Source organism: Desulforhabdus amnigena (genome assembly GCF_027925305.1).
Lineage (GTDB): Bacteria > Desulfobacterota > Syntrophobacteria > Syntrophobacterales > Syntrophobacteraceae > Desulforhabdus > Desulforhabdus amnigena.
Genome location: NZ_BSDR01000001.1, coordinates 491,908 through 507,820, shown reverse-complemented (window position 1 = coordinate 507,820; position 15,913 = coordinate 491,908). Strand labels below are relative to the sequence as shown.

Genomic DNA, 15,913 nt, shown 5'->3' with positions numbered 1-15,913 from the left:
AGGTTGATTCGAAACATGTCCTCGCCATCTCAACATACATTTTACAGGAGGAGTCGAGGACATGGAACTGGAACCGATCCACAAGAGCGCTATAGGCCTTGATGTTCATCAAAAGCATGTGACGGCCTGTCTGATTGCGGAACAGGAAGACGGATCGATCCACACGGAAACACTGACTTTCGGTACGTTTAAGCGGGATCGGCGAGCTTTGGCCAGGTGGGCCAGAGACGCCAACCCCGAAATTGTGGTCATGGAGAGCACGGGCATCTACTGGAAGAGCATCTACTCGGCCTTGGAACGCGAGGGAATCGTTGCCGCCGTTGTCAATGCCCGACACGTCAAGCAGGTTCCCGGTCGCAAAACGGATGTGGCCGACAGTCGCTGGCTGGCCATGCTGGCCCGTTGCGGCCTGCTTCGCGGGAGCTTCATTCCTCCAGAAGAACTGGGAAACCTCCGTCTGATTTCCCGTGAGAGACAGAAGCTGGTTGGGATGCTTGCCAGTGAAAAGAACAGGCTTCATAAAGTCCTCACGGATGGCGGAATACGTCTTTCCGTGGTGGTCAGTGATATTCACGGTCAAGCCGCCCGGCATATGATCGAATGTTTGATCGAGGGCGGAACACCCCTGCAGGCGCTGGAGTTTGCCAACTCCAGGCTCAAAGCCACTCCCGAGGAGTTGCTCGACGCACTCGATGGCGATTTGACTCCCGCCCATCGATTCGTCCTGCGCGAAATCCTCCAGCACATCCGTGAGCTCGAGGCCCGTATCGCTCGATTCGACACCCAATTGCTGGCTGAACTGGAGTCTCACCGCTGGGCTCTGGACCTTCTCCAGACCATACCTGGAATCGATGCCGTGGGTGCGGCTATGTTGATCGTCGAGATCGGACTGGACATGGAGGCCTTCGGCTCCCCACAGCGTCTGGCCTCGTGGGCCGGGGTCTGCCCTGGCAATAACGAATCCGCCGGAAAGCGAAAAAGCGGTCGCATTCGCAAGGGCAACCCATATGTACGACGACTGTTGTGCGAAATGGCCAATGCCGCACGTCGTACCAAAAGCATGTTCCAAAGCAAGTATTCGGGGCTTGTCATACGCCGGGGACACAAGCGCGCCATTATTGCTTTGGCTCATAAGATTCTGAAAATCGTTTTCATTCTGCTCAGTCGCAGGGTACCTTATCGAGATTCACAGGTGGATTACAAAGAGCTGATGGTTCAGCGCAATGCTCCTCGATGGATCGCGGCTTTGCGCCAGTACCATATGCTGCCCACTGCGATCTGAACAGACCTTACCACAACTCAGGTTTTTTTCAATCCGCCCAAAAGCGGAGATGGTGGACTGTTCCCGAGAGCTCATAGTACTTTCACGGTAAAATCGCTCATATTCTATGGGTGAACGACCCCGGCGCAACTGGAACGATCGGTCGTGACCCCCGTGTTCGCTTGCCGTTTCCCAGTATTGAGACCATCTTTCGTGAAGCCGTTATCCAGAAGAGGATCGAGAACCGATCTACGTTCCTCTGGCTCAGGCATTTGCTCATTGCCTTCGGATTTGTCTCCCTCTTTGTCGTAGCCCAGCTCTATGCGCTTCTCATAAAAGTCTACCCCATCGAGTACTTTGTCAGCGGGACAGGCAGGGGTTATCTCAAATTCGGCCTCGAGTTGACCGGACTGGTTCTCTTTGTGGGGCTTACTCTGGGGTTGATTCATCGAATCATGCATACCGAGCAGGAAAAGGTACTGGTGGATATGCGGCTCCTGTTGCTTCTATGGTTAATTGTAGCCACCGGATTCATGACGGAAGCCTTTCGATTTGTCACCGAACCCCATGATGTTTTCATCCAATACTCTTTTATGATGGCTCCCCTGGCACGATGGCTGGGGAAATTTCCCTGGCAATGGGACGTTCTGTACCCATCAATGTGGGTCATTCATGTGATTCTGATCGCTTTCTTTTTTGCCGTCATCCCTTTCACCAAGTTCGTACACATATTTATTGCTCCCATCGGGCGAAGCATCACTATGGGTAGGGATACCTCCATGTTGAAAAGGGAAAAGATAGCGGAAGGACTATTGTAGGCCATGATATCTCGAAGAAAGGTTCGAACAGTGTACCTGTTTATTGCAGGAGTGATTGAACTGATGATTGCGTCGGCTTCCTCAGTATATCTGAAGATGGGATCCCCCTCGTTCTTGCTGGTAATGCTGACAGCACTGATTGCAATAGGTTCCATCGTATACTTTGTTGTTAACCATGACACAGATGCAGCGAAATAAAAGGTCCTTCCGAGATGGATGTCCTGCAAGATACCATAGAGAGATGCCTCCACTGCCAGCAGTGCAAGACCGCCTGCAGGCGGCTGCAAGCGTTCGATAAGCGTTCGCCCGGGGATGTCGCCCGGGTGGTCCTGAACGGGCAGGCCGACGAGAAGGTACTCGATTTCGTCATGAAATGCTCGCTTTGCAGCCTGTGCAACGAGCTCTGCTCCTATGGAGTGGATATCCGGGGCATGGTGACCTATGCCAGGAATTCGCTCATGAATGAAGGGTTGATCGACCAGGAATGCTATCGGCACTTGTGGGTCGACCACGACTGGAATCTGTTCACTCTCTTCAGGGCGAGCTACTGGCTCGACATAACCTACCAGGACCTGGTCAAGAACAACTGCGAAGTCCTCTTCTTTCCCGGATGCATGCTCACTCTCGAGGGGCCCGACCTGATCCGGCGTGCGGCCCAATGGCTTAGGAGCGCCTACGGCGACGAGGTCGGGATATCGCTTCAGTGCTGCGGCGAGCCCCTCGATCAGATGGGTCAAAAAGAGCGCGCCAAAGCCTATTCGCAGGGTGTTTGGGAGCAGATCGTGCAGGCGGGGACGCGCACTCTCGTCACCTCATGCCCCACCTGCCATGCGAGGATGATGGAAACCCGGCCGAATTGCGATGTTCAAGTTCATTCGCTCTATCAGCTCATGGCCGAGTCGGGCCTTAGGGCTCCTGCGCCGGGTTCCGGGAAGATCACCGTGCACGACTCGTGCAGCGATCGGGAAGGCCTGATCGGACGTGCTGTCAGGGAACTGCTCCGGGACTGCAACCTGGTGGAAATGGAGCACCACGGCAAAGAAACCATCTGCTGCGGATCGGGAGGCCTGGTTTCGTCCGTCGATCCGGATCTTTGCGCCGAACGGGCTCTGCGGCGCTTGAAAGAAGCCGAAGACGTGGGTGCCGAAACATGTGTGACATATTGCATGAGCTGCAGCCACCGGTTGGCGGCCCGGGGAGTACCGAGCTCCGTTCGCCATATTCTGGAGCTTATCTTTAATAAAACGGTTGAGCACAAGGAATTTGACCAACTGGTCCACGGCCTGTTCCAGGGGGAACGTGGCGAAGAGAACTTTCTTCGCCTCCAAAACTCAAGCCCCTCATCTTTCAGGCCGCATGAATAGGAAAGCTTCCCGGTTATGAAGACGATCCGAACGACCGAAAGCGTATGCCCTCACTGCCTCATCTCAGTACCGGCCACGGTCTATGAGAAATATGGAGAAGTCTGGATGGCAAAGTCCTGCCCCGACCACGGTCGCTTCGACGTCTATCTGTGGCCGGATGTGGAGCACTACGAATGGTTTTGCGGGTTTACATTTCCTGGATTCTCACGTGTACCGCAAACGGAGAAGGTCGAAGGCTGTCCGCACGATTGCGGCCTGTGCCCCGACCATGCAAGGCGAATCACGCTCCCCGAGATCGAGGTCACCTGGCGATGCAATCTTGCCTGCCCAGTTTGTTTCATGTCCGACCGTCATGTGCCGCCGGATCCATCTCTCGATGAAATCCACAGGATGGTGGAGACGATCCGAAGCTTTGACGGCCCCTGCTTTCCTTTACAGATCACAGGCGGTGAGCCGACGATTCGAGCTGACCTGCCCGAGATTGTCGAAATGGCCGGAAGGCAGGGCGCCAGTGCGGTGGAATTGAATACCAACGGACTCATTATAGGTCGTGATATCAAATACCTCAGGGCACTGAAAGATTCGGGATTGACGAATATCTATCTCCAGTTTGACGGACTCGACCCATCGACAACCAGGGTTCTGCGCGGGCGGGACGTGCTTTGCGACAAGCTTCAGGCTATCGAGAATTGCCGCGCGGAAAAGATACCCGTCATCCTGTCCGTAACGATCGTAGAAGGCGTCAATGAAGGGGAGTTGGGGGACATCATTCATTTTGCCATGGACAATCTCGATGTCATTGGCGGCCTGGCCCTGCAGCCGGCGTTTGTTTCCGGGCGGTTCGAACTCGGCAAGCACAAGCATCTTTCCGTCGGCGATGTGGCTCGCCTGATATCCCGTCAGACGGAAGGCATGATCAAAGCTACGGACTTTTGGCCCGTCGGCAGCAGTCATCCGCTGTGCTACGGATCGACGTATCTTCTCCGTGAAAACGGCGGGTACATACCCTTTACAAGGCATCTCAAAGAAGAAGACTATCGGCGATGCTTCAACAGCACAAGCCCTCAAGGGGCGGTATTCATGGATATCGTCGCCGGAGGCTCTCCTTCGAAGACACCTCCACCCGGGCTTCCCATACTCATCATGGAGTACATGGATGCCTGGACCATGGACCTGGCAAGAACCCGGGAATGCAATCTGGCCGTTACCCTCTCCAATGGATCATCGATTCCGTTTTGCGTGTACCATCTGACCAACAGCTTGGGCGAGAGGCTTTATCCACACGGGGGAAGGAGGCGACATGTCGCTTGTGCGTGAGTCGAACTGCCAGCTGTGCGGCTATTTTTGCGGCCTCAGGGTCTCGGTCGATGACAACGAAAGGGTAACCAGGGTCAGGCCCGATTCTGCCCGTTATCCTCACGACCCATCTGTCATTGCCCAGTGCCGCCGGTTTGCGGCGAACAAAGAAATCCTGGACCACCCCGAGCGTTTGAACCACCCCCTCAAACGCAATGGAGAGCGTGGATCCGGAAAATGGCAGCGAGTCACGTGGGAAGAAGCAATGGCCGATATTGCTTCGCGTTTGAAGGATCTGAAATTCCGATACGGCGCCGAAACGCTTGCTAGCTGCATCAGCGCTCCCCACACCATCTACTGGCCGCTGCACCGATTTCTCAACCTGTGGGGAACGCCCAATAACGTGGGCATCGGCACTGTGTGCTGGAATCCGAGGATTTGGGTGAACAGCCTGACCTATGGCTGGCCTCTGGAAGATGAGCTGGATCCCTCCGCCACCCGGTGCGTCATGTTGTGGGGCATCAATCCGGCGGAATCGGACAGGTCCCTGTTCTGGAGGACGGTGAAAGATTATGCCGCATCCGGAGGCACCCTCATCGTGATCGACCCCCGCCGGACCGCGACGGCACGTCTGACCGACCGGTGGCTCGCTGTTAGACCGGGCACCGATGGTGCACTTGCACTGGGCATCCTGAACGTGGTGATTCAGGAAGGGCTTGTGGACCATGGATTTGTGGAACATTGGTGCTCCGGTTATGCAGGGCTGGCCCAGAGAGTCAAAGAATACACTCCGCAAATGGTGGCCGGTATCACGGGAATTTCTGCATCCGATATAGTCGAATCGGCCGTTCTGTATGCATCGAGCAAACCGGCCGCCATTTTCACCGGACTCGGTATCGATATGAGCGGGATTCACTGCACCCAGGCGCTGCGTGCCATTGCAGCGCTTCGGGCCGTCACCGGGAATCTCGATGTGCCGGGAGCGTCCTTCATCAACGACAGGCCGGATTTTGTACCTGAGATCGAATTGGAGCTGAGCGACAGGCTTCCGGACTCTCAGAGAGCGAAGAAGCTCGGAGCTGGGCTCTTCAGGCTCCAGCGATACGAGGGCTACGAAAGGCTGACTCAGTTTACCATGCGCCATGGCAAGCAACTGCCGGCTCGCTACCTGACGTCCGCTCATCCTCACCTGCTCTGGCAAGCCATGATCACCGGCGAGCCCTATCCGATTCGGGCGCTGATCTGCATGGCAAGCAACCCTCTTCTATGCCAGGCCAATACGAAACTGGTTTACCAGGCACTCAAGTCTTTGGATCTGCTCGTGGTGCTCGAACAATTCCTGACGCCCACGGCCATGCTCGCCGACTATGTCCTCCCAGTTACGGGCAGCTTTGAGCAGCCGCTCATGCAGACCAATGGCGGCGTCGCCAACATCGCGTACGGCGGTCCTGCGGCGTTGGCTCCCCGCTTTGAGCGCCGTACGGATTTCGACTTCTGGAACGAGCTCGGTAGACGATGCGGCCAGGAGGAGTATTGGCCCTGGAACACACTGGAAGAGACCCTCACTGATGTTCTGGCTCCCGCCGGCATGTCTTGGAGCGATTTCTGCCGTACAGGATTTTATGCTCCGGAAAAAGAATACCGGAAATGGGAAAAGAACGGGTTTGCAACTCCCAGCGGAAAAGTGGAGCTCAGATCCACCCTCCTTGAAGAATTCGGCCACGACCCTCTCCCCGCCTATCTTCCGACAAACAGGGCCGACCATGAATTCCCGCTGGCTTTGATGACCGGCGCCAGGAAGCATCCCTACTACGCATCGGAATTCAGGCAGGTAAAGCGGATTCGAAGGCTGCACCCACGGCCGGTGGCGGAGATTTCCCTTGCAACGGCGGATCGATTCGCCATCCGGCCCGGAGACATGATCTGGATCGAGACCCGGCAGGGAAGAATCAAACAGGAGGCGACAATTGCCGAAATGCGCGACGACCTTGTCAGCGTCGAGTACGGCTGGTGGTACCCGGAGAAGGGAGCCATGGAGCCTGGCCTTGGAGGGCTTTGGGAGTCTAATGCCAACGTCCTGACAGCGGCTGACACGGCTTTTTGCGATCCGATCCTGGGGCAATGGGATTTCCGTTCCATTCCCTGCAGAATCTACAAGGTGGAAGGAGTCTCCGATGCTTCAGTTGGATAAGGCGAGGGCCGAAGACCGGAGAAAGCTGGAAGCGCTTTTGTGGGAGAACGGAATGGGCTATGCGGACCCCATAGAGGATTTCATGCTGGCAAGGCAGGGCGATGACATTGTCGGATGTGGACGGATCGAAGATTACCCGGATGTGGTGATGGTACGTCCCCTGGTGGTTGCAGAAAGCTTCCGCCGCAGGGGAATCGGACGGCTTCTTCTGGAGCGAATCCTGCCGGCCGGAAAGCCCGCCGTTATTGTGGCACGAGGAGAGTCGGTAAGCTTTTACAGTGCATTTGGGTTCACCTTTGCAGACTGGCAGACCATTCCCATCCATCAAGCCCATGAATGCACAACCTGCCCCGATCGGGCGGAATGTTGTCCTCAGCCCATGGTCTACAGCTTGTAATGAATTAGGAAAAGGACGGCTATGAAGAAGATCAGATCGATGATTCAGCACTGGGGGAATGCTTTGCACCTTTACTGTCGTCTGCGTCCGCTCTTGGGTAAGCGAGTGGCAAGAGCCATCTCCATAGCGTGGGAGCACTGCATTCTCTATCGCGTCATCTATTCCTAAAACGGTTGATCGTTCAATAATCGGAACGGATGACAATCCTTAAACTATTGATTTCACAATGGATAGCATTTCGATGAAAGCAAAGAAACATGCCTTGGTCCTTTTCACGAAGTATCCCGAACCGGGCCTTACCAAGACGCGGCTGATGGAGGAAAACGGAGGAAACCTCACCCCTGCGGAGGCCGCTGCACTGTACAAAGCCATGGTCCTCGATACAGCCTCCGTGGCTCTTCATATCTTGAGCAACGGCCTGTACCAGGACCGTCCGGGGGACGATTTCAGGTTTTGCATCTCCTCTCCCGCCGAACAGTTGCCCAAGGTTCAGGAGATGTTCCGTGCCGAGTTCCCGTTCGACATGATTGAGTATGTCGAGGATAAAGGCAGAAATTTCGATGAACACTTCGACAGCTGCTACCGCCAGCTCTTCGACAGGGGATACCATACGGTCGTATGTATCGGAGGAGACCTGCCTGGAATCACGCCGAACCTGGTCTGCCGCGCCTTTCAGTCGCTCTTTCGCCTCGGAGACTCTTCGGGCCGAGGGGCCATGGTCCTCGCCCCATGCCAGGCCGGCGGCGTCTCTCTGGTTGGAATCACCAGGGAAACTCCCATCACTTTCGGAGGTGTCTTCTACAACACCCGAGGCGTAACCGCACTCGATGCCCTCATCGATCTTGCCTCACAAAAAGACATACCCGTCGCTCTCTTCGAAGCGCTTTTCGATGTGGACTACGGCGAAGACCTCGGCCACATGATTTCGGTCATCAACGCGATGTCCTACGCTTCCCGATTCGACGAAGGGTTCCTGGTTCCTCGAAGAACGTTGGATTTTATTTCCAGCACCGGTCTGGCTGCCATCTCTCAACCCAATGAATCCAGAGATCCCCGGGAGACCATCGATGGTTAGCATACAAATAGATACGAAAAGCTGTACCGGATGCGGGCTTTGCGTGGAACTGTGCCCCCTGTCGGTCTTTGACTTTGCCGCCCCTGGTGGGAATTCCGTACCGGAAGTCAAACGACCCGAGGCCTGCTGCGCCTGCATGACCTGCTCGGGCAAGTGTCCCCAATCGGCAATACGGGTCGCTCAGAGCGATCCACCCAAACGCTGGCTGGACGACGAAAGCGAAAGCCCCGCCGTCCTTCTCGACCAGGAGGAAGAGACCCGGTACAAGGAGTACGCGTCGGTCCTGGATGGAATCTTGAAGCTGAGATGGAAGCCCGTCGCCGTAACGCTCATCCAACAGGGCGAGCCATTCCCGCATGTTCCGGTCCCTCGAGTGAAGCTTCGCTATTGCCAGTCGCTGATCATGGCCCGACGCGGCAAACAGATCTTGATGCCTCCCTCATCCCATGCATGCCCGGATGGAACTTCCATCCTGGGTCTGACGAAGATCCCCCCGAAACTGGCCTCGGGAGACATCTACATTAAACTGGGAAAGCTCGCCAGCAGGGAAGCGGCACAAACACTGGTGAATGGCCGGTCGACCCTGCCCGAGGAATCCATCCGGGCAACCCTCGTGACACCGCTGGATGATCCCGTCCTGAGAGCAGACATCGTCGTGATCATTGCGCCTCCTGAAACCATGATGTGGCTCAGTATGGCTTCAACGTACTTTACGGGCAGAAGGATGAATTTCCAAATGGGCTCCTACAACGCCCAGTGTCTGGAGACGACAGTCTATCCCTATACGACCCGTGAAATCAACCTATCGCTCGGATGCTACGGATGCCGGGCCATCTCCGATCTGAGCGACGATCTCATGTTCATGGGAATTCCGCTCGAAAAAATGGAGCAACTCATAGCGGGCCTCACGCACCTGGGTCGAAAAGCCATACCGGATGCTCGATCCAAAACGTATTTGCCCCCACTCATTTAACAAAGAGCCAAAGTGCCTTTTGATTCAGAGAGAAAAAGCCATGAGACCGTTTGAAGATTTGTTGAAGGAATCGGTAGCCCAGCATGGCCATCTTTGTGCTGGGCAGGTCATCGGCGTCAGAATGTCCATGCTGGGATGCAAACTCATTGGCATAGAAAATCCCAAATCCGACGGCTGGCGAAAGAAGATCATGGTTTTTGTCGAGATCGACCGATGTGCAACGGATGCCATCCAGAGCGTTACGGGTTGCAGCATGGGGAAACGAACCCTCAAGTTTCGCGACTTCGGCATCAATGCAGCCACGTTTTTGAATCTAGAAACCGGGGAAGCCTATCGGATCGTTTCGACCGAGGAATCCCGCAAGCTAGCCGAGCTGTATGCCTCCGAGGAGCCTGACCTGGCACGGCGTCAACTGATCGGCTACCAGCAGATGCCGGATGCAGACCTCTTCCATGTTCAGGAAGTGAATGTGCGGCTGGAGGAATGGGAAATGCCCGGCCCTGCCCGCAGAAAAACGACCTGCGAAAGGTGCGGCCAGATCGTTCGAGATGGCAGGGAGGTGATACAGGATGGCATCGCGCTATGCCGCCCCTGTAGCGGGTTGGGATATTTCGAAGCTAATGCCCCGGATGTGGATTGTCATTTAGCAGGCGGGCTTCATTAGGATCGGAATACCGGCGCATGCAAGGTACCAGAAAGGAGATCGAAAATGGTTCAGATGGTGAGAGTGGAAGAAGCGATAGGGCAGCCCCTAGCACATGATATTACCGAAATTCGCCCGGGAGAATTCAAGGGGCCTGCATTCAGGCGGGGCCATATTGTGGAAAGCCGCGATGTGAATCATCTGCGACGCTTGGGCAAGGACCACCTGTATATCTTGAAGCTCGAACCGGGTCAGATGCACGAGGATGAAGCAGCCGTAGCCATCGCCAATGCCCTTTGCGGAGAAGGCGTCGGCTGGTCGGGTGAGCCGCGTGAGGGAAAGATTTCCCTGAAGGCGACCCGAGACGGCTTGCTCAAAGTAGATGTCGATGCCTTGACCCGCTTCAATGAACTCGGAGAAGTCATGTGCGCAACCCGGCACACCAATTCCACTGTTGCGATGGGAGACCAGGTGGCTGCCACACGGGCGATTCCGCTCTTTATCGACCGGCCCATCGTGGAGGAAGCCGTCAGGATCGCTAAGCAGAATCAACGGGTACTGCGGGTTCTGCCCTTCCGGCAGCCTAAGGTGGGGTTGATGATTACCGGCAATGAAGTTTTCTATGGACGGATCGAAGACAAGTTCGAGCCGATCATCCGAAAGAAAGTCGAAGCGTACAAAGGAACCGTCCTCGACGCCGTCTTCCTGCCGGACGACGATCAACGGATCGCCGAATCGGCCCTCGATCTCATCGCCCGGGGAGCCGACCTGCTCATAACAACCGGCGGCATGTCGGTCGATCCCGATGACCGTACCCGGTTCGGTTTGCTCAAAGCAGGCGCCCAAGACATGATCTACGGCTCCGCCGTGCTGCCGGGAGCAATGTTCATGGCGGCAAACCTGCTGGATATACCGGTGTTAGGAATTCCAGCCTGCGGCCTGTTTGCTCCCGTTACCGTCTTCGACCTCATCTATCCGCGCATATTGGCTGGAGATCGGATCACTCGAAAAGATATAGCGAAAATCGGCCATGGTGGACTCTGTTTGAAATGCGACACCTGTCGCTATCCAAGCTGCCCGTTCGGCAAGGCGTACTGAATCGAGAATGGGGTTGCGGGTTGCGGGTAACGGGTTTGAAAAGCCATGTTGACTCGTATTGTAAACACGCTCCTGCTCAATTTATGCCCAATTTACTCTGAGCCGTAAGCTCATTTGCGAGTTCGCAACTCTCAATCCGCAACTGGAAAAGGGAAAACGGGAAATGACCTCTGACCGCGTTATTCAACAGAGCGATACGGCAAAGAGAGCACCCGGACAGAAGAAGCTCATGGATTCGTTTGGGAGAACGATATCCTATTTGCGCCTCTCCATAACCGATCGATGCAACCTGCGTTGCTGGTACTGCAAACCGGAAGGAAGCCCTGCTTCCCTCGCGCATGCGGACATCCTCACCTATGAAGAGCTCCATAGACTGACAAGGATTGCCGTGAATCTCGGGATCAGGAAAGTTCGGGTCACAGGGGGCGAGCCCCTGGTGCGCAGGGGAGCGGCAGCATTCCTCTCTGAGCTGGCGCAAATACAGGGTCTGGAAGATGTTTCCCTGACAACCAACGGTGTCCTGCTGAAGCAGCATCTCGAGCAAATACAAGAGAGCGGTATCCATAGAATCAACATCAGCCTGGATACTCTCAAACAAGAGAAATACCATCGGATTACGGGAACAGATGCCTTTAATGACGTCCGGGAGGCGATCGAGCTTGCCCGGAGGATGAGATTCCACCCCATAAAGATCAACATGGTCGTCATAAAAGGCTTCAATGACGATGAAGTCGCCGATATGGCTTTACTTGCCCGGTCATACCCCTATTACGTAAGATTCATCGAATACATGCCGGTGGGGCGCAATCAAGCGGATACCATTATCTATACCGTTCCAATAAGCACGATACGAAACAGGATCGAGGCAGGAATCGGCAAATTGATGCCCGTTCCGAGAGGTATTAATGACGGCCCGGCAGAGCGCTATAGATTTGAGGGCGGCGCTGGTGAGATCGGATTTATCGGCAGTATGAGCAATCATTTCTGCGATTCGTGCAACAGGCTTCGGCTTACAGCCAACGGCTATTTGAGACCTTGTTTGCTCTCCAATACTCAGCAGGACATAAAAGGGCCAATGAGAGATGGTGCTACGGATGCCGAATTGGAAGGAATCTTCTTGAAAACTGTTCATCAGAAACCGTCCCAACATGTTTTCAGCTTGGGGACAGAGGCTGTTATTTGGGACCAAATGTCAGCGATTGGTGGATAGGCGTAAGACATAACGGCAGATAAGCATAAGACACAACGATGGAGGAGATCGCGATGAGAATCATGGTCTGCTACGATGGTTCGGATGAATCCAGAGAAGGGCTGATGGAAGCAATAAAGCACGCCAAAGCTTTTGATGCTGAAGTAATGGTGGTTACGTCGGCTCTGAGTGACCACAAAGATTATCCAATAATGATGGAACCGGTTGAACAGAACCTGAACCAAGCTCAAGCTCTTTTAGACGAAAACAATATAATCTGTAAAACGTGCATATCCTACCGGGGAGTTGATATGAGCATAGGGGAAGATCTTGTGGAGTTTGCAAGAAGAGAGCATGCCGATGAGGTGATCGTCGGTATCAGGGCCAGATCCAGGGTTGGTAAATTCCTGCTGGGTTCCGTGGCTCAATGGCTCATGCTCAAGGCTGAATGTCCCGTCATCGGGGTGAAGAAGATGATGACTCGTTAGACTGGAGCCAGGGAGCTCTTCAAGATGCTATACAAGTCGAGAAAGAGGGTATTCCTTCTTACTACCTTTAAACTATGTGACAATAATGGATATACGAGTACACAGATCAACAATTTCTTCTGCCGTAATGACTTCAGGATGGTCGAGACTGCGGAAGAAGCCGATTGTATTGTGATAAGCACCTGTGGGTTCGACCAGGAGCGTGAAAATGCATCCAGGCATATCATCGACCAATATATAGACCGGTTCTCGAAGCACAAGCTTATAATTATATGCGGATGCCTGACCAAGATTCATCCGAACCTATTTGACCAAACCGATGTCATCACCATAGGTCCCAAAAACCTTCATAGATTCAATGAGATTTTTCAGCCGGAAATACGGATCGAAGACGTTTCAGGAGGAAAGCTGAACAATCGATTCATTGACAGCGGCTATGGAATTCTGGATGCCTATTACCTCCAAATCTGTCAGGGATGTGTAAACAATTGTACATACTGTGCCATCAAGAAGGCAAAAGGTTATGTGACGAGTAAACCGCTAAACAAAGTCATTCATGAGCTGGAGCAGGCCATAAAGGATGGCTTCAGCCGTATCATGCTGCTTGGAGATGACTGCGGAAGCTATGGTGTGGATCTGGGTATCGATTTTTCGGATCTTCTAAACGAGCTCGTCCGTTTCGATGCAGGGATAAGTATCAACTATGTAGAGCCGGGCAGGTTTCTGTACTTGTACCCCAAGTTGCGGCGAAGCACGCTTGAACGTATCGAGTTCATCAATATACCGATTCAGTCCACGTCAAACCGCATTATCAAGCTGATGGGGCGTCATTACGATTTCGATGACGTATTGCGGCTCATGCAGGAGATGAGGCGGAGCTACCCAGGAATATACCTCGAAACTCATATAATGTATGGCTTTCCAACGGAGAGCCGGGAAGAATTCGAAAGCTCTTTTAGTGCAGCCGAATACTTCGATAGCGTCATATACTTCTATTACACGGATCGAAAGGATGCCAGATCTTCCTTTCTAAACGGCAAGATCTCAAGATCAGAAATAGACTATAGGACTAAAGCTATCCTAAACCATCCCAGGTTCCATCTCAACAGTGACAGCGCAACTCCTCCCCTCATTATGCTGGGATATGACCTGCAAACTCCACATGACATATTCAAATCTATAGAAGGTAGTATGGGATCTTCTTCTGAAATAGACGTTCCGAAGGAGAGGGTCTGTGGTTGAACCTTTCCTAGCACGACTCTCGTCCTGCCGGGCTTTTCCAGATCCGGATGGCTCGTTCTTGAAAGGAGATAGCAATGCAGGGTTTTTATGGCCGTATTCTGTTTGTCGACCTGAGTAGCAAGACATTTCGCATTGAGCCGATAGCCGACGAGATCCTTTCCGATCACCTCGGAGGGAAGGGGCTGGCGACTAAATTGCTGCTCGATGGAAACCCTCCCGGAGTGGACCCTTTTTCCCCGGAAAATCAGCTGATCTTTGCCACCGGTCCTTTCTGCCAGAGCCGCATCTGGGGTGCGAGCCGCTATGGAGTGTTCACCAAATCACCCTTGACAGGGCTCTATCTTGAATCCTATTCCGGAGGCAAGGTCCCCGAAGCTATCGATGCCGCGGGATTCGATGCCGTTGTCTTTACCGGCAGGGCTGCCCGACCGACGGTAGCCTCGATCCATCCGGACGGCGCGGAGCTCTTCGATGCTGACGACCTGTGGGGAGCGGACACTTTCCGGACCGAAGAAGAAGCCAAGGCCCGCTTTGCCGTCGTCAAAGACGGCTACCGCAAGCCGGGCGCCGTCGTCATAGGTCCTGCAGGCGAAAGGCTGCTTCGATTCGCAGTCATTGAAAACGATAAGTGGCGCTCTGCCGGGCGCGGTGGTGTAGGCGCCGTCATGGGATCAAAGCGGCTCAAGGCCGTTGTATTCCAGGGCGACCGACAGCGCAGCCTCCATGATCCTGAAGGTGTTGCCGAATACTGCAAAGCTTTCGCCAGGGAAAACGTCGAAAAACCTGGAGTCAAAGCGTACAAAGCCTTGGGCACGACCATGATGGTAAAGATCATGAACGATGCCGGAGCGTTTCCGACGCGGTATTGGACTTTGGGGACTTGCGAGTACTGGGAAAAGATCAGCGGCCAGACCTTTCATGCGGATCATGACGTCAAGCCGCATGCCTGCGCCAAATGCTTCATGGCTTGTGGGCGGTTGGCCACGATCACCAAAGGCCGTCATAAGGGGCTCGTCATCGAAGGGCCTGAATATGAAACCATCTACGCCTTTGGCGGCTTGTGCATGATAGAGGAAATGGAGGAGGTCGCCTACCTGAACGACATCTGTGATCGCCTTGGGATGGACACCATCACGGCGGGCAACCTTTGCGCTTTCACAATAGAGGCCTCACGACGGGGAAAAGTGGACTACAAGATCGACTACGGTGATTCCGTTGCGATTGCCATGCTCTTAAACCAGATTGCTTACCGGGCCGGCATAGGCGACATCCTGGCTGAAGGCATTGTCCATGCGGCAAAGACCTGGGGCATGGAGGACGTCGCGGTTCACGTGAAGGGAATGGAGCCAGCGGGCTACGATCCGCGGGTCATGAAGGGGATGGGCCTTGCCTATGGCACTTCGGACCGAGGAGCCTGCCACTTGCGAGCCACCTTCTACAAGCCTGAGCTGGCAGGACTTACTCCCCGCGATTCCATCGAAGGGAAAGCGGAGCTGCTGATCGATTACGAGGACCGGCTGACGATTTTCGACACGTTGATCTTCTGCCGCTTTTACAGGGACCTCTACCCCTGGGAAGAACTTGCCACGTTGGTAGAGCTCGTGACCGGACTACCGTCTTCGAAAGAACAACTTCGCAAGACGGCCTTTCTCATAGCCAATCTGTCCAGAAAGTTCAATCTGCGGGAAGGATTACTGCCTGAACAGGATCGCCTGCCCAAAAGGCTTCATCGGGAAGCATTACCTTCGGGGCACAAACTGACCGAGGAAGAGATGGAACGGATGCTCGCGGACTATTACCGCCTGAGGGGCTGGGACAAAGAAGGGATTCCTGTCGATTTGACGTGAAAAGGGGAAGGCGTGCGTATTCTCTCGATCA

At 54.3% G+C, this 15,913-nt stretch carries 15 protein-coding genes; all 15 read left to right on the top strand.

Annotated elements, in window-relative coordinates:
* Window positions 1-61 precede the first annotated feature (61 nt).
* The 15 genes from QMG16_RS02300 (at window position 62) to QMG16_RS02230 (ending at window position 15,882) form a co-directional block, all read left to right on the top strand.
* Entirely contained in the window at window positions 62-1,282 is a 1,221-nt protein-coding gene (locus tag QMG16_RS02300) for an IS110 family RNA-guided transposase (RefSeq protein WP_281792048.1), read from the top strand.
* Window positions 1,283-1,443: 161 nt separating this feature from the next.
* Window positions 1,444-2,079: a respiratory nitrate reductase subunit gamma gene (locus tag QMG16_RS02295; RefSeq protein ID WP_281792047.1), complete on the top strand. Its 636-nt coding sequence runs from the start codon at window positions 1,444-1,446 to the stop codon at window positions 2,077-2,079.
* A gap of 212 nt (window positions 2,080-2,291) precedes the next feature.
* Entirely contained in the window at window positions 2,292-3,443 is a 1,152-nt protein-coding gene (locus QMG16_RS02290; RefSeq protein WP_281792046.1) for a (Fe-S)-binding protein, read from the top strand.
* 15 nt (window positions 3,444-3,458) lie between these two features.
* Window positions 3,459-4,760, top strand: a complete 1,302-nt coding sequence (locus QMG16_RS02285) for a radical SAM protein (protein ID WP_444979685.1) — start codon at window positions 3,459-3,461, stop codon at window positions 4,758-4,760.
* Window positions 4,744-6,930, top strand: a complete 2,187-nt coding sequence (locus QMG16_RS02280; RefSeq protein WP_281792044.1) for a molybdopterin-containing oxidoreductase family protein — start codon at window positions 4,744-4,746, stop codon at window positions 6,928-6,930. Before QMG16_RS02285 ends, QMG16_RS02280 begins: the two co-directional genes overlap by 17 nt.
* On the top strand, window positions 6,914-7,327 hold the full coding sequence (locus tag QMG16_RS02275; RefSeq protein WP_281792043.1) for a GNAT family N-acetyltransferase: 414 nt from the start codon (window positions 6,914-6,916) through the stop codon (window positions 7,325-7,327). Before QMG16_RS02280 ends, QMG16_RS02275 begins: the two co-directional genes overlap by 17 nt.
* 21 nt (window positions 7,328-7,348) lie before the next feature.
* Window positions 7,349-7,495: a hypothetical protein gene (locus QMG16_RS02270; RefSeq protein WP_281792042.1), complete on the top strand. Its 147-nt coding sequence runs from the start codon at window positions 7,349-7,351 to the stop codon at window positions 7,493-7,495.
* Between the two features lie 73 nt (window positions 7,496-7,568).
* Complete coding sequence (locus QMG16_RS02265) at window positions 7,569-8,402, top strand: TIGR04282 family arsenosugar biosynthesis glycosyltransferase (protein ID WP_281792041.1); 834 nt, start codon at window positions 7,569-7,571, stop codon at window positions 8,400-8,402.
* Window positions 8,395-9,375, top strand: coding sequence for a DUF169 domain-containing protein (locus QMG16_RS02260; RefSeq protein ID WP_281792040.1), 981 nt, complete (start codon window positions 8,395-8,397; stop codon window positions 9,373-9,375). Before QMG16_RS02265 ends, QMG16_RS02260 begins: the two co-directional genes overlap by 8 nt.
* Window positions 9,376-9,415: 40 nt before the next feature.
* Window positions 9,416-10,039, top strand: coding sequence for an FmdE family protein (locus QMG16_RS02255; protein WP_281792039.1), 624 nt, complete (start codon window positions 9,416-9,418; stop codon window positions 10,037-10,039).
* Window positions 10,040-10,084: 45 nt separating this feature from the next.
* Window positions 10,085-11,116 carry a molybdopterin-binding protein gene (locus QMG16_RS02250; RefSeq protein WP_281792038.1) on the top strand — a complete coding sequence of 344 codons (1,032 nt, stop codon included), beginning with the start codon at window positions 10,085-10,087 and terminating at the stop codon, window positions 11,114-11,116.
* Window positions 11,117-11,279: 163 nt separating this feature from the next.
* Complete coding sequence (moaA, locus tag QMG16_RS02245) at window positions 11,280-12,326, top strand: GTP 3',8-cyclase MoaA (protein WP_281792037.1); 1,047 nt, start codon at window positions 11,280-11,282, stop codon at window positions 12,324-12,326.
* Window positions 12,327-12,379: 53 nt separating this feature from the next.
* Complete coding sequence (locus QMG16_RS02240; protein ID WP_281792036.1) at window positions 12,380-12,793, top strand: universal stress protein; 414 nt, start codon at window positions 12,380-12,382, stop codon at window positions 12,791-12,793.
* 24 nt (window positions 12,794-12,817) lie between these two features.
* On the top strand, window positions 12,818-14,035 hold the full coding sequence (locus tag QMG16_RS02235) for a radical SAM protein (protein WP_281792035.1): 1,218 nt from the start codon (window positions 12,818-12,820) through the stop codon (window positions 14,033-14,035).
* 74 nt (window positions 14,036-14,109) lie between these two features.
* A complete protein-coding gene (locus QMG16_RS02230; RefSeq protein WP_281792034.1) occupies window positions 14,110-15,882 on the top strand; it encodes an aldehyde ferredoxin oxidoreductase family protein in 1,773 nt (590 codons plus the stop codon).
* The last annotated feature ends 31 nt before the right edge of the window (window positions 15,883-15,913 follow it).

Excerpts from the sequence above, each read along its gene's own strand:
- QMG16_RS02265 (WP_281792041.1), top strand. The coding sequence starts at position 7,569 with ATGAAAGCAAAGAAACATGCCTTGGTCCTTTTCACGAAGTATCCCGAA.
- QMG16_RS02280 (WP_281792044.1), top strand. The coding sequence starts at position 4,744 with ATGTCGCTTGTGCGTGAGTCGAACTGCCAGCTGTGCGGCTATTTTTGC.
- QMG16_RS02260 (WP_281792040.1), top strand. The coding sequence starts at position 8,395 with ATGGTTAGCATACAAATAGATACGAAAAGCTGTACCGGATGCGGGCTT.
- QMG16_RS02240 (WP_281792036.1), top strand. The coding sequence starts at position 12,380 with ATGAGAATCATGGTCTGCTACGATGGTTCGGATGAATCCAGAGAAGGG.
- QMG16_RS02285 (WP_444979685.1), top strand. The coding sequence starts at position 3,459 with ATGAAGACGATCCGAACGACCGAAAGCGTATGCCCTCACTGCCTCATC.
- QMG16_RS02275 (WP_281792043.1), top strand. The coding sequence starts at position 6,914 with ATGCTTCAGTTGGATAAGGCGAGGGCCGAAGACCGGAGAAAGCTGGAA.
- QMG16_RS02300 (WP_281792048.1), top strand. The coding sequence starts at position 62 with ATGGAACTGGAACCGATCCACAAGAGCGCTATAGGCCTTGATGTTCAT.
- moaA (WP_281792037.1), top strand. The coding sequence starts at position 11,280 with ATGACCTCTGACCGCGTTATTCAACAGAGCGATACGGCAAAGAGAGCA.
- QMG16_RS02250 (WP_281792038.1), top strand. The coding sequence starts at position 10,085 with ATGGTTCAGATGGTGAGAGTGGAAGAAGCGATAGGGCAGCCCCTAGCA.
- QMG16_RS02255 (WP_281792039.1), top strand. The coding sequence starts at position 9,416 with ATGAGACCGTTTGAAGATTTGTTGAAGGAATCGGTAGCCCAGCATGGC.
- QMG16_RS02230 (WP_281792034.1), top strand. The coding sequence starts at position 14,110 with ATGCAGGGTTTTTATGGCCGTATTCTGTTTGTCGACCTGAGTAGCAAG.
- QMG16_RS02270 (WP_281792042.1), top strand. The coding sequence starts at position 7,349 with ATGAAGAAGATCAGATCGATGATTCAGCACTGGGGGAATGCTTTGCAC.
- QMG16_RS02235 (WP_281792035.1), top strand. The coding sequence starts at position 12,818 with ATGCTATACAAGTCGAGAAAGAGGGTATTCCTTCTTACTACCTTTAAA.
- QMG16_RS02290 (WP_281792046.1), top strand. The coding sequence starts at position 2,292 with ATGGATGTCCTGCAAGATACCATAGAGAGATGCCTCCACTGCCAGCAG.